Annotated in this window: 11 protein-coding genes; 3 read left to right on the forward strand and 8 right to left on the reverse strand. The window is 38.5% G+C overall.

Going from position 1 to position 15071, the window contains the following annotated elements:
• On the forward strand, positions 1–2742 hold a 2742-nt coding region (locus ACIPUA_RS20510), incomplete at its 5' end, for a M66 family metalloprotease (RefSeq protein ID WP_449060092.1).
• Positions 2743–2825: 83 nt separating this feature from the next.
• On the opposite strand, the gene ACIPUA_RS20515 is transcribed toward ACIPUA_RS20510, so the two are convergent.
• Both ACIPUA_RS20515 and gndA read right to left on the reverse strand, forming a co-directional pair.
• Positions 2826–4013, reverse strand: coding sequence for a multidrug effflux MFS transporter (locus ACIPUA_RS20515; protein ID WP_210846872.1), 1188 nt, complete (start codon positions 4011–4013; stop codon positions 2826–2828).
• A 188-nt stretch (positions 4014–4201) separates the two neighbouring features.
• Positions 4202–5608, reverse strand: coding sequence for an NADP-dependent phosphogluconate dehydrogenase (gene gndA / locus ACIPUA_RS20520; RefSeq protein WP_042846554.1), 1407 nt, complete (start codon positions 5606–5608; stop codon positions 4202–4204).
• Between the two features lie 242 nt (positions 5609–5850).
• On the opposite strand from gndA, the gene ACIPUA_RS20525 reads away from it, so the two are divergent.
• Together ACIPUA_RS20525 and ACIPUA_RS20530 are read left to right on the forward strand one after the other, a co-directional pair.
• Positions 5851–7434, forward strand: coding sequence for a TerC family protein (locus ACIPUA_RS20525; RefSeq protein ID WP_042846555.1), 1584 nt, complete (start codon positions 5851–5853; stop codon positions 7432–7434).
• A gap of 182 nt (positions 7435–7616) precedes the next feature.
• The gene (locus tag ACIPUA_RS20530; protein WP_071547870.1) at positions 7617–8297 is read left to right on the forward strand and encodes a hypothetical protein; all 681 of its coding nucleotides are present in this window, start codon (positions 7617–7619) and stop codon (positions 8295–8297) included.
• A 49-nt stretch (positions 8298–8346) separates the two neighbouring features.
• Here the strand turns inward: ACIPUA_RS20530 and asmA are convergent, their stop codons facing one another.
• The 6 genes from asmA to apbC all read right to left on the reverse strand — a co-directional run bounded on the left by asmA (position 8347) and on the right by apbC (position 14776).
• Complete coding sequence (gene asmA / locus ACIPUA_RS20535; protein ID WP_048606515.1) at positions 8347–10185, reverse strand: outer membrane assembly protein AsmA; 1839 nt, start codon at positions 10183–10185, stop codon at positions 8347–8349.
• A 128-nt stretch (positions 10186–10313) separates the two neighbouring features.
• The gene (gene dcd, locus ACIPUA_RS20540) at positions 10314–10895 is read right to left on the reverse strand and encodes a dCTP deaminase (RefSeq protein WP_042846558.1); all 582 of its coding nucleotides are present in this window, start codon (positions 10893–10895) and stop codon (positions 10314–10316) included.
• 42 nt (positions 10896–10937) lie between these two features.
• The gene (gene udk / locus ACIPUA_RS20545; protein WP_042846559.1) at positions 10938–11582 is read right to left on the reverse strand and encodes a uridine kinase; all 645 of its coding nucleotides are present in this window, start codon (positions 11580–11582) and stop codon (positions 10938–10940) included.
• A 179-nt stretch (positions 11583–11761) separates the two neighbouring features.
• On the reverse strand, positions 11762–12718 hold the full coding sequence (gene htpX, locus ACIPUA_RS20550; protein WP_042846560.1) for a zinc metalloprotease HtpX: 957 nt from the start codon (positions 12716–12718) through the stop codon (positions 11762–11764).
• Between the two features lie 101 nt (positions 12719–12819).
• The gene (locus ACIPUA_RS20555) at positions 12820–13380 is read right to left on the reverse strand and encodes a LemA family protein (protein ID WP_042846562.1); all 561 of its coding nucleotides are present in this window, start codon (positions 13378–13380) and stop codon (positions 12820–12822) included.
• 283 nt (positions 13381–13663) lie between these two features.
• Positions 13664–14776 (reverse strand): iron-sulfur cluster carrier protein ApbC, encoded by a 1113-nt coding sequence (gene apbC, locus ACIPUA_RS20560; protein WP_042846563.1) that lies wholly within the window; start codon positions 14774–14776, stop codon positions 13664–13666.
• Positions 14777–15071: the final 295 nt, after the last annotated feature.

The following is a 15071-nucleotide window of genomic DNA, read 5'->3' on the forward strand; positions in this document are numbered from 1 at the left end:
ATATTTGATAAAAAAAACAACTTATTAATAACTAAAGAGCTTCTTCCCCCTTCAAAACTCCCCCCCACTGCAAATAACCATATTCCAGAAACTGACTTATTACCTCGCTATTTTAATAAAACAAATAAATTTGACCTGACTATTAACCATAATGATGACCTAAAAAAGGCAACAGAAAACCCCATTTACTTTGATAAGTTAATTAAAATAAATGATAAAATAAACATAATATTCAATGACCCTTCCCCGCAGAAAACCTTTGTAATTAATAATAATACTGAATATAGCTATAAATACATCTCTATTTACAATGATTCAAATAAAACCGTAAAAATTGAATATGGTAATAAGCATACCTCACTGAAAAAAAACAACAGCCTTATTTTTATTTGTGATGGAAATGGCCGATGGCAAACAAAGAAGGATGTAGAAATATCTGAGTACTACCGGGTTACACCATCTTCTTTCGAATTTAAACTAAAAGGATTTACTCAATTACTCGCCCCCCGAAAAGAGGGCAGAACTGACACAAATAATTTAGACCAATATTTTAAAATTCACTCGAGTATAGAACTTGAATTAACAGATAATGATTGGGTTAAAAAAATTTACTTAATTAATAACAAGCAGCATAGTGGTAAAAAAATACTGTTTTCATCCAAAACTAAAAAACAAACGGAGATTAGCTTCAATAATAATATTGTCTCACTGAAAAAAGGTGAACAACGACTTCTCGTTTGTAACTTTGATGGCGTATGGGAAAACACTCCCATTGCTGCTCCCCCACCATTAGCTATTTCACCTTCTATAATAGACGGCAGTTTATATGACTTACTCATTAGTGATAACTCACAAATCCAAAAAATCACCAATGATAGTGAATCTTTTAACCAGCTAATCGCACACAATGAAACGATAAAAATAGCAACTAGTGATGGGAATTGGGCGCCAAAATTTCGACTTAACGCTAATGACTTTTTCCATAATAAGAAAGTTATGTTTTCATCCGAAGCTTCTTATACCAGTTCTATTTTCTACGGCAGTAAAAAATATGAGCTAAAAACAGGCGAAAAAATCACTTTTATTTATGATATTAAAAAAAAATGGCTCCCGATAACAGAACCTACCACAAGCGCCCCGCTTGAAAACCTCGCCTATTCAGAAAATACTTGGTCAGCTATCATTCCTAAAGAATATATAAAACCGGGGATACGCTTTGAGTTCAATACCCTTGAGTCTACAGGAGCGCTTAATGATGTGAAAATTGGTGCTCCCAATATCCTGATGATTAACACTATAGATATTGGTATGTTAACCCCCCCAAGGAATGAGTTTGACTTTCAAAATAACCATGAGTTAAACCGCCAATATGGCCAAACAGTCCCCGCTGCGACATTGATTGTAACTCGTTTTGACCCCGTCTACTTAACTCAAGTTGTTACCCCTCGTGGTGAGCTATTTATTGATAAAGCAACAGGCGAAGGGGGTGGTCATGACGGGAATATGCGACATGAGATTGCCAAAGACCTCATTTCTGACGGCATTAATTCAGCCAACTATGGTATTAATAGTTCTCAGGCATCAGCTCCATCATTTCTCCCCACATTCCAAGTAACCATGCATAATTCTGTTGGCGTATACGAAAATGGCATACAACATCATGGTTGGTCGGGAGGCGGTGGAAAAGCCACATTATATGAATCAAAGGGAAATGAGGTTAGCCATGAATTAGGTCATAATTTTGGCTTAGGTGATTATCACGGCGGTCCTGAAGGCGGAACACACACCACACCCGATAAAAAAAACTCATCATGGCTATGGGATTGTGAGTACAATTATTTTATTCCTAACTTGTCACACGACGGGGTATTTAATACTGATGCAATGTCTAGTGGCTACCCTTTCGACTCAAACTATAATTCTTTTACCGCTTACACACCAAATTCATTAGCTGCAATTCAAAAACGGCTTCAAAATAGTTATATATTTTCCCCTGAATCGACGACTGGTTATAAAAAATGGGATTCTGAAAAAGCAGAAATGGTAGATGCCAGCCCTGATCTTTCAGAACTTATATTCTTTCATTATTCGACAAAGAATGGGGAAAATTTAACCGATGAAAAACTTAATACTTTTGCAGAGAAATATAAGTTTATTCACATACAAAGTGGTAATGGCTACCATACTCCTAATATGATTTTCCCTCCTGCCACGCCTAAAAATAAAGGCTCAATCATAAAAATAAGCTCATTTGCAGACTGGAGTAGTAACGTAATCGTCAATAGCGTTGAAAGTAAAATAACTAAAGACAAAATACTATCTTATATTTCGAATGGCCATACTTGGCAAAAAATAGAGAGCCAAGGGATATATAAAAAACCTGATAAACAAGGCGTCCCTATTATTACCTTAACCGGGTTTTATGACCCCGACGGCAAGTTTGAAAGGCAAAGCTGTATACCTCTCTATGGTTCTTTCGGCATGGTTTATCGACCTGATGAACACATTTCCCCTGACTCACCATATTTAGAAGTAATATTACAAGATGGCACAATTAATAAATACCAACTGCATGCCTTTAGAATGAAAGAGGGCCTGATGAATAAATACCATGTCAATATTGAATGGAAGCTTAACCCAGTAAAAGTGAATATTTATGTTAATAATAAAATAGTTCACACTGAAGATATCGAAATAAAAACCCTAAAACACCCAACAACAATTAATGGGGAAATAGTTTAATGTTGATATAAGGTATTAGCATAAAGTAATCTCAAGGCTCAATTAACATTGCTAGCTAATCGAGCCTTGAATAGCATTAATAATTAATGACTTTCGTCTTTAGTTAATTTTAAGCTCGCCTTTCTTGCAACTAAGCCAAAAATACAACCAATTAACATAACTATCGCTAGGGATAGTTTCGGGGCGATAGGTAAAGCAATGGCAAATAACCCTAACCCTGCTCCTCCTGCCATTTGCACAAACCCCACTAACGCAGAAGCCGTCCCGGCTTCGTTACCAAATGGTTCTAAGGCATAACTTGTTGCGGTGCCCATCATAAAGGCAAGGCCGGTACAAGCACATGCGACAGGTAACATATACACAGCCCAATGATTTTGCACTTGTTCAGAGAGTAAAATAAAACCAAGCAGCAACCCTAAACAACCTAATGCCATCATCGTACTGCCCACTAATAAACAAGTTGGCCGGCCAATTTTATGAATAAAGTAATTGGCAATATAGCTGGCAAACATGATCCAAAAACCATTTATTCCAAATACAATAGAAAATTCTAGTGGGGTAAGTTGTGCATCCCCCATTAGAACACTGGGCGCAAGGGAAACATAAGTTAGTGCCATCCCCATAGTCCCTGCATTAACCAAAGCAAAAATGATAAATTGACGGTCACCCAAAATCCGCCAATAGGTTTTAAGTTGGGTCGTTTTTACTGCTGGCAAATTTGTTGGCCGTGTTTCCGGTAATAATATGATAATCAGTACTAATATTACCAACGCATACAGTGCAAGGAACCAAAATGGCGCGCGCCACCCCCAAGCCTCTGCCAATACCCCCCCTAATAATGGGGCCAATGCAGGAACAATATTGAGTGTACCATTTAGAAAACCGAAAGCTCGCGCCGCTTCTGTACCATTCATCCGGTCGCGCACACAACTAAAAGCCACTACAGAAGTGCAACAAACCGCAACTCCCTGCAATAAACGAGAAGCAATAAATACTGCCGGTGTCGTTGCTACAATCGCAACACCTGCACCGATGATATATAGCACCATACCTGCAATCGCGACAGGTTTTCGTCCATATCTATCCACTAGTGGGCCCGAAATTAATTGCCCTAACCCCAGAACGAGAATGAACAGTGCTATCGTTGACTGGATCACCGACTCACTGCTACCTAAATCCCTCGCAATATCAGGTATTGTCGGCAAATATAAATCAATCCCTAATGGACCAAGTAATACTAATAAAAGCAATAAAATAAGAAAGTTACGCATAAACCATGCCTAGACTCGATAAAATATAATTTAAAAATATTCGCTGTTATAAATTATAAAAAAGCTATATTCGATACCGAATAAGCGATTTACTCATCGTTATAAATTAACCATTTTACGGTGCTTAAAAGTCAAAAAAGGCGCTAAACCTAGCGCCTTTTATGTCATCAATAATCAATGATGACGGATTATTCCATCCATTCTGTGTGGAAAACACCGTCTTTATCCGTACGTTTATAAGTGTGAGCACCAAAGTAGTCACGCTGCGCTTGGATTAAGTTTGCAGGCAATACCGCTGAACGGTAGCTATCATAGTAAGAAATTGCTGCTGAGAACGTTGGTGTAGGTATGCCATTTTGCACCCCATAACAAACAACATCACGCAGAGCTTGTTGGTATTCATCGGCAATTTGTTTGAAATATGGCGCTAACAGCAAGTTGGCAATTTTTGCATCTTGGTTATAAGCGTCAGTGATTTTTTGCAAGAATTGAGCACGAATAATACAACCCGCACGGAAAATTTTCGCGATTTCACCGTAGTTGAGGTCCCAATTATATTCATCTGATGCCGCTTTCAGCTGTTGGAAACCTTGCGCATAAGAAACAATTTTACCTAGATATAACGCACGGCGAATTTTCTCAATAAATGCTTTTTTATCACCATCAACTGCTTTTAATACTGGGCCACTTAATACTTTAGAGGCGGCTACACGTTGGTCTTTCAAGAATGAAATATAACGCGCAAATACAGATTCAGTGATCAGAGTCAGAGGAATGCCTAAATCAAGAGCACTTTGGCTAGTCCATTTACCTGTCCCTTTATTTGCTGCTTCATCAAGGATCACATCAACCAGATATTTACCATCTTCATCTTTTTTCTTGAAGATATCTGCTGTGATTTCAATCAAATAGCTGCTTAACTCACCTTTATTCCACTCTGCAAAGGTGTCTGCCAATTCTTCGTTACTTAAGTTCAATGAGCCTTTTAGCAATGAATATGCTTCTGCAATTAATTGCATATCACCATATTCGATACCATTGTGAACCATTTTGACATAGTGCCCTGCACCATCTGGACCAATATAAGTCACACATGGCTCGCCTTCTGCTTTCGCTGCAATCTCTTTTAAAATTGGAGCAACTAATTCATAAGCTTCTTTTTGACCGCCAGGCATGATTGAAGGGCCTTTCAATGCACCTTCTTCACCACCAGAAACACCTGTACCGATGAAGTTGAAACCTTGTTCAGATAATTCGCGATTACGACGGATAGTATCTTTATAAAGAGTGTTACCACCATCTATTAAGATATCACCTTTGTCCAAATGAGGAGTCAGCGAGGCAATTGTTTTGTCTGTTGCTTCACCCGCTTTAACCATCAACAAGATGCGGCGTGGTTTTTCCAGAGAGTCAACAAACTCTTCAATTGTATAGTTGGGAACTAATTTTTTCCCTGGATTTTCGGCGATAACTTCATCTGTTTTATCTTTAGAACGGTTAAAGATAGACACTGAATAACCGCGACTTTCAATGTTCAGCGCAAGATTGCGCCCCATGACAGCCATTCCGACAACACCAATCTGCTGCTTTGACATGAAAAACTCCTGTCTGATTAGGACCAAGTCAGCCTTGATAGTGCTGACATTCTGTTAACGGGATCACATATTAACCTAGGATTGTGCAGCATGGTAGTTATTGATGCAATCGATGACGTATTCACGACTTTTTTTGTCAAAAAATATCTAACTAAAGTGAATTTTTATTGATATTTAGTTCAACAAACCGCATTATTCACCTGTCGGCATAAGCCGTCATATCAGAAGGTAAAACAAACTGTATGGAATGGATCGCAGATCCTTCGATTTGGGCGGGCCTCGCTACCCTTATCGTTCTAGAAATCGTTCTTGGTATAGATAACCTCGTTTTCATCGCCATTCTAGCTGACAAACTCCCGCCTAAGTTGCGTGATAGAGCCCGTGTAACGGGGCTTATGCTTGCACTTATCATGCGCGTTGTCCTGCTCTTTAGCCTGTCATGGCTAATTACGCTAACGAAACCAATATTGACACTCTTTGAGCATCCTTTCAGCGCTCGAGATCTGATCATGTTGATCGGGGGGCTATTCCTATTGTTCAAAGCAACAATGGAGCTAAACGAACGACTAGAAGGTAAAGACGAGCACACTAATACTCAACGAAAAACATCGAATTTCTGGGCTGTTGTTGCACAAATCATTGTTCTTGATGCGGTTTTCTCTCTTGACTCTGTCATTACAGCTGTCGGTATGGTTGACCATATTGGCGTCATGATTGCCGCAGTCACTATTGCAATGCTGTTGATGATTTGGGCAAGTAAACCGTTGACTAGCTTTGTCAATAACCACCCCACCATTGTCATACTGTGTTTAAGCTTCTTACTTATGATTGGTTTCAGCTTAGTTGCCGAAGGCTTCGGTTATGCCATACCGAAAGGCTACTTATATGCTGCGATCGGCTTCTCTATCATGATTGAAGTTCTTAACCAATTTGCGCAGTTCAATCGCCGTAAATTCCTGACGGGAACAAGGCCTCTGCGCGAACGTACTGCTGAAGCGGTATTGCGTATTTTAAGTGGTAAAGCAGAAAGAGGCGAATTAGACCCTCACACATCAGATCTGATTGCGGATAACCAATCTGTTTTTGACCCGCAAGAACGTTTGATGATTGCGCGTGTCTTAGGTATGGCACAACGTAACGTTGAGAGTATTATGACCTCACGTCATGATGTGGATTACCTCGACATCAATAAATCCTCCGCCGATTTACTGCAATTGATGGAGAAAAACCCGCATTCACGCTTAGTGGTTATAGATGAAACAATTAGTGATGAACCTGTTGGTGTTGTTCATGTAATGGATTTAGTCAAACAACAGCTTCGTGGTAAACCGCTTAATTTGCGTGCATTAATCACGCAACCTCTAATTTTCCCTGAAGGGTTATCACTATTAAAAGCATTAGAACAGTTCCGTAAAGCCCATACACACTTTGCGTTTGTTGTGGATGAATTTGGCTCTATCGAAGGTATCGTCACATTGACCGACGTAATGGAAACAATCGCGGGTAACTTGCCCGTTGGTGATGAAGAAAATGACTCACGCCACGATATTCAAAAACTGGATGATGGTACTTGGATTGCCAACGGCTTTATGCCACTTGAAGACCTGATCATGTTTATCCCAATGGAATTAGACGATAAGCGTGAATATGAAACAATTGCAGGTTTACTAATGGAACACTTACAGCGCGTTCCTGAAGTAGGCGAACAAGTGACTATCAATGGCTGCGTATTCCAACCACTTGAAGTCAACAGTCATCGTGTTAATAAAGTGCTCATTACACCGCCAGCACCTGAAGGTGATGGCTATGAATTTGAAGATGACTAACCTTTAGTTCTAAACAAAATAAATGCCGGCCTCTGAGCCGGTATTTTTTGTTTCACTTTTAGTAAGAAATGGCTATTTAATAGCGGTAAATAAAAACAACATCGTTTTTTAAAAGAATAATCATTGAAATACTGAATAATTTATAGCATTGAATATACCTAATCTTTAATAAAGGTCACACTATGCATATAAAAACTCAGTCTCCAAATATAAATACGTTGCAAACACAGAAGATTAATCAAACTACAAATAAATCATCAGGAAAGGTTGCTGTTACCGCGAATCGACTTCAAAATAATACTGAACAATATCCTATGGCTTCTAAAAAGAAAGTCCGCTTTTTAGAAAACAGCCAAATGAAAGAGTTATCTAGTCAAGAGACCACGAGTAAACTCTCAGAAAATAAATCTATTGATGCCTTAACCAAAAAAGAATTACTGATTACATCAGAGAAAACAATCCATAAGCAAGATATCAAGGATTTAAGAAATCACATATCTAAAAGCTTAGATTTAATTTCTAAACAAATAAAAAAAATAGGCACCTCAGATGGTCGAAGGTGTAAAATTACCCTACCTAAAGATACAATGAATAAGTTTAATAACATATTATTAAACTTAAAAGATAATATTCAACACTATAAGAATGAATTAGGGCGTTCAACTTATCAGCACAATAGTAATAAAGAAAAAACGCTTAGCAAATTAGAAGATAAATTAAATAATACAGCTGGAAAATTTATAAAAAGTGAAGGAAGAAATAACTATTTATCTAGGGATAGTTCAGTTAAGCAGACTAACAATACCTTTGAAAACACAAAACAAAGGCAAGAAGATTATAAAAATGGAAATGGCTACTATTAATGTCCATTTGCACTTATAAAAAACGCCCAATAAAGGGCGTTTTTTTAAGTTAAAGCGCGTTTAATAAATCATTAAGCCCTTTATTTTCTTCTTTTTTTAAGAAATTACCAATGGCTTCTTTAGCTTGAGTTCGTAATTCATTTCGCAAGAGTTTTTCCACATCTAGCTGGTACTGTAAACTATACCAGCTACCGTATATCCGCAGAGGAATTGTCATCTCTTGTAGCTGTTTAACCAAGCGTGAATCCCCTCCCCAACCATTGGCGATATTCACACCTAAATTAACATCTATAGTTTCATTAGGGATATTCATATTCCCTTGACCATTAATATTAACCAAGGCAGAGGTCGCTTGCATGGAGGATATATTTAAATTACCTTTATTCAAAATACCAGCTACCTTGAATAAATCTACTTCCGTATAATTACCAGTATTAACGGGAGCATTTATTTTATTCGTAACACGAGAAACCGACTGCTGAATTAGTTGTGGGATATTCAAGCCTTGTAATTTGGCACTTCTCAATTCAAAGCTAACCGGCCCCTGCCATTGGTTTTTTACCGCATAATCATCATACCCAATACCCGATAAGGTTGCATTTAACGAAATAATACCGCTTATTTTCTGCGGCATATTAAATGCTTTTAGTAATGGTGTTAAATCGATATGGTTAAATTTTGGCTTAGCTGAAACATAAGCAGGAGTTGAGCGGTAATTCAAGGTGACGGGCAATGAGAAATCCCCACCAAACGCTTTCCCTTGCAGTTTAGCAACGCTAAAACGTGGAGCTTGGTTTTGTGCCTCAAAAACCACATCAGTTACTGTCATTCCACGATAAACTAAATGATTAATAGCTAAATTAATATCTGCGGTAAAAGACTGTAAACCAGATAAATCATACTGTTGAGTATTTGAACCTGATATCACAGGTTTAACACCGACACGGTTATTATTTGTCTCAGCCGTTGAATTAGAATCAGCCGCTGCTGTACCAAGTAAGTTATCTAAATCTAATTTATCTGAAACTAACTCAATCGCCACTTTTGGGATATCTGTTAATTGGATACTGATATTGCCCGTTAAGCTACTCTCATTGGCTTTGATCAACAAATTACTCAAACTTGCATTTTCTATTTTCCCTTTTGAATACAGGAAATCGCTGGTAATCTGCCCTTCTATACCGTTTTCGGGTAAATCAACACCACTTAATTTATAGTCAAATTGTGTCAACTTCCCACTAATCTTTTGATTAATATTAGATAAATCTATATCAGCCCGTGTATCAAAAATAAGTTCTTGCTGGTTTTTATTCAAGTTACCACTGAATTTGGCTGCGATTTGTTTTTTATCACTTTTTTTCAATGATAAATTTATATTTCGTAAATTAAATTCGTCTTTAGCAGTTTGCCAGATAACTAAGCTATTGGATATATTGATTTTTTCTATATCTAATAACCAATTAGTTTTTTCTGTTGGAGAGGATGATGGCGCTGTTCCGCCAGGGGCTACTGGGGCATTAGTGTGAATTTTGGGTTCGCTTTCTGGTGTTTTGCGAATGACCGCACCATCAATCACAATTTGCTCAACGGAGAGCTTATGAGAAATAAGCGGCCATAATTCAACATCTAGGCGCATGTTTTCCGCACTAAGAACAGGAGTTGTCGCATTAGGAGCAGTGAGAGATATCGGCCCCGTAATGATACTGAGTGTAGGCCAAACATGCCAACGCATATCCCCATTGAATTCAAGCTGATATCCACTTTTTTTATCTACTTGTTCCACAATGTAATGACGGAAATCGTTGGGGTTTACTAGCATCACAAGTGTTGTCAAACCCGCAACAATGACCACAAGTAAAATAATCAATGTCGTTAAAAAACGTTTCATGCTTCCCTCTCTTAAAACCCACCAGCGCCCATCATAAAAGCGAACTTACACCACGGCTATCCCTGAAAATGGGCGGAAATTGCTTCTCATATCCTTCAAGAACAACAAGTTCCGCAAAATTACAGTGCTTAGTCTTCGCTAATCCGGCTACCTACTGCACCTTGTTGGTTTTTATATTTAGCATCTTGACGGCTATTATATGGGCGGTCTGCACTACCAGATAATGGCTCAAAACTTAAAGCACCGATCACCATACCCGGACGTAACGCTAAAGGCAATTTCCCAGAATTATAAAACTCTAACACGATTTGACCATGCCAGCCGGGATCGATTCGATGTGCTGTTACGTGCACCATCAAACCCAGCCTTGCTAGTGAAGAACGACCATCTAACCAACCAACAAGATTGTCAGGGAGCGTAACAGACTCAAGCGTCACTGCAAGTGCTAATTCCCCTGGATGTAGGAAAAATGGTTCATCTTCACCTAGCACGATTTCATCGCTCATTACACGATCCAACGCGGCATTAACCTCATTTTTGGGACCGCTCAGGTCAATAAATGCAGCGGTATGCCCACGAAAAACACGGAATTGATTACCCAGTCGAACATCAGCGGTTGCACCATTAATCCGTTCAACGGGTGGGCGTGGGCTAATGACTAATTTACCATCATCCATCCATTGAATAATATCGCGGTCACATAGACGCATGGTTGTTTCCCCCTTCATTATTTTAGTCTCTGCGCTAATTTGTTAATCTTGACAGAATTCACCAATTTTTGCTTTCAAGACATCTATCGCAACCCGGTTTTTACCACCGCGAGGTACAATAATATCAGCATATTGCTTAGACGGTTCAATAAACTGCAAAAACATTGGGCGCACAGTTTTATTATATTGTTCGATGACAGAATCAAGTGTTCTGCCCCTTTCATTTACATCACGTTTAATGCGGCGCATCAAGCAAATATCGAGTGGAGTATCAACAAAAATAGAAAAGTCCATCTCACCACGTAAGCGTTTATCAGTTAACAATAAAATGCCTTCAATGATAATGACTTTTTTAGGTTTAAACGTAATGGTTTTTTGTTTGCGAGTATGAGCGACATAGTCGTATTGAGGAATTTCTACTGCTTGACCACTTTTCAGTGATTTAAGATGCTCATAAAGCAAGCTGTGATCCATTGAATTAGGATGGTCATAGTTTACTTTAAGCCGTTCTTCCATTGGAATATCTGCTTGGTCTTTATAATAACAGTCCTCTGGAATAACACCTATATTATGATCACCGACCTTTTCCCTAAGTTCTCGATATAGAGTGCTTGCAATTAAGCTTTTGCCAGATGCAGAGGCTCCCGATATACCTACAATGGTACAGTGATGCGCTATGTCAGTCATAAAATGATAACCTGGTTAAATATTTTAGAAATGAAAATACATAACATAGAAATGTTATGTTGGCGGAATTATAGGGGGTAATGACGTGTTGTTCCAGCATCCCTCGGCAAAGTTTGCTAAAAAAACGCCAATATTTGAAGAAAAGCCGCTAATCAATACTCGCTGTATTTATTTTACTATTAAAATTGCTTTTTACCTTCCAAGACAGCAATGCGGTTTTCAATAGATGGGTGTGTAGAAAAAACTGAATCTCCCTTATTAAAAATATAAGCCGCTTTTCGATAAGCCTGACCAGTACTTCGCTCATCGTACTCATGGGTTTCATGCTTCCCAGATATTTTTTTCAACGCACTGATCATGGCTTGGTTATCAGATGTCAGATCGACTGCGGCTGCATCTGCCATATATTCACGTGTGCGAGATAAGTAAAAATAAAGAATTTGTGTTATCCACGGTAAAACGAAATTAAGGACTAGTAAAATAACTTGAGCCTTATTAGCGGCATTATTTCTGCTTCGCCCAGCCGTGCGAATAAAGATTTGGCTAAATAAATTGGTCACCGTCAAAATAACATTTGCTAAAATACCCACATACAAGGTTAATTTTGAGTCCCCATGGATAATATGCCCCACTTCATGAGCTAAAACGGCCTGAACCTCCTGTCGATTAAGGCTTTGAAGCAAACCTCGGGTCACTCCCACAAGGGCATTACGTTTGTTCCACCCCGCAGCAAAAGCATTCGGCTCGTCAGTATCTAAAATATATAAACGTGGAATATAACCTAAACTAGCGCTCAAACTAAGCTCTTCGATAATATTGAACAGTTGTTTTTCTTCAGAACTTTTTGCATTTTCCTGAGTGATTTCCCTAGCGTTCATTCCCGCTAGCATCATTTTATGTCCTCTGAAATGAATATAAATCAACCCAAGAAATGTCAAACCTAGAACAATAAATGTCGCTATAGGCCACTCTTGAAACGTCACAAACTCCATCGCATTATCAAACAAATCTAGCTGTTCATTTGGGTGCGTTGCAATATCCGCCAGTAAACCAATGACTAACATTAGCAAAATGTAACTCATCACAACTAAACGAGTACGAATATTATTTTTGCGTATGACGTTTCTAAAATCCATAAAATGACCTGTTCTCTACAATACTACAAAACATTGGAATGCTGTCTAGAAGGAACCTCAGCACCCCAATGATTTTTCAATATTATGAATTAAAACGATATTTAATCGAAGTTAATACGACGTGATTCTTCAGATTTAATCGTTTCTTCATCAAGACGCCAGTATTCCTTAGATATTTTTAAGCTCGGAATAATACCAACAATCAGTGCAGCTGGCATTGAGGCTATATAAGCGTTATACGTTTCTAATGAACGGTTATAACCACGTTTGGCAAAAGAAAGTTTATTCTCAGAAGAAACGATTTCCTCTTGCAAATTGGCCATAATCGCATCTGACTTTAACTCTGGATAAGCTTCAACCGCAACATTGATAGCGCCACTAGTCACCATTTTAGACAGCGCATCTTCCGCTTCTCGTGCTTTATCCCCTGTTGCATTTTGTGCTTGGGTTCGTAGTTCAGTAATTTTACTGAAAACTTCGGTTTCATGGCTTAAATATTTTTTAACCGTTGCAAGCAAACTATCAAATACTTTTCCACGGCGATCTAATTGAACTGAAATTTCAGTTTCACTAGAAATAACCGCTTCACGCAATGCCACAATGCGGTTATAAAAGTAAAAAATAATAATCGCTATAACAACAATAAAAATTAAAAATTTCATAATCACCTTTTAGGGCTTACCCGCAGGAAGACAACTGATTAAACAAGATATGCTGCTATTCTACGCGAACATTAAGCAATAAAGAAACGCTAAGCATATAAATCAGAAAAATAGAAAGTTTAGGTAAACATTTTTCCGTTATAAGAGATATAAAAAACAAAAAGAAAAATACAACTCAGAACATTTGCTAATAAAAAAGGGGAAAAGCCGCGCTTACCCCCTATTTCACTTATTAAGCTAGTTTACTTTTAGCGCTCAATAATGGTTTCTACTTTGCGATAACTTAAACCGCACGGAAAGAAATTTCCGTTGGGATTTTATCCCCTTCCCAATACATAAGTGCAGAAATACCTGACGCAATTTCACGGTAAATATCCGCAAACTCACCTTCAGGGTCACGCATAACTGTCGGTTGCCCGCGGTCTAAGTCTTCACGTAGAGAGATATGCAGTGGAACCTGCCCTAATAACTTAGTATGGTATTTTTCTGCTAATTTCTCTGCGCCACCAGTACCAAAAATTGGTTCAACATGGCCACAATTACTACAAATATGAGCACTCATATTTTCGACCACTCCCAGTACAGGGACATTCACTTTCTTAAACATCACGATACCTTTCATGGCATCAACTAATGCGATATCTTGTGGGGTAGTAACAACCACTGCACCGGTTACTGGGATATTTTGTGACAGTGTGAGTTGAATATCACCCGTTCCTGGTGGCATATCGATAACTAAATAGTCTAAATCTGGCCATAGTGTATCTTGGAGCATTTGCATTAATGCTTTGCTTGCCATTGGGCCACGCCAAACCATCGCATTATCGTCAGTAACTAAATAACCGATTGAATTCGTTGCTAGACCATAAGCCATTATCGGTGCCATGTGCTGACCATCAGGAGATGTAGGGCGCTCTAGTGTGGTCCCTAACATATTCGGAATTGATGGGCCATAGATATCCGCATCAAGAATACCGACTTTAGCCCCTTCTTGCGCCAAAGCTAATGCTAAGTTTACCGAGGTACTTGATTTACCAACACCACCTTTACCTGAACTCACCGCTAAGATATTACGAACACCATTAATACCGGGCAAATCATTTGCTCGTTTTAACGTCGTAATATCATGACGAAGTTTCCATTCAACTGCGTGTGCGCCGGTTTGTTGTTTTAATTCTGCTGTTTTTTCGCTAATTAATGCTTGAAACGGCCCTTTCCAAACGAAAGGCATCACTAACTCGACATGCAGCACATTGTCCAACATTGCGCAGTGGTGTAATGCTTTAATAGCAATCAAATTACGTTGCAGCGTTGGGTGTGTAAATGAAGCCAAAACCTTGGAGACTTGTTCAGTCAACAGTTCTGGTTTGTTTTGCTCGGGGGATTTATCGTTCATCCCGGCTCCTTTATTTATATTTTTGAACTATGTATATCCTAAATAGCGTCTCTAGGTTTATCAAACTCAGTAAACTACCGAAGATCCGCTGAATATACTTTGACTAAGATTAATCATAACAGAGAACACAAAAAATAGTGAAGCTAAGCTCAGGAAAAGCCACGAAGAGTTAATCTCCCCCCCTAAAGTGAACTGAATGACAAAGTTTTATGGTGTCTCAGATAACAATTTCTTTTTTAAACAAATTTCCAATTAATATTTTATACCCCTAGCAGCGATGGTTTTGATCGGTTAA

The organism is Providencia sp. AGC89, assembly GCF_053543535.1.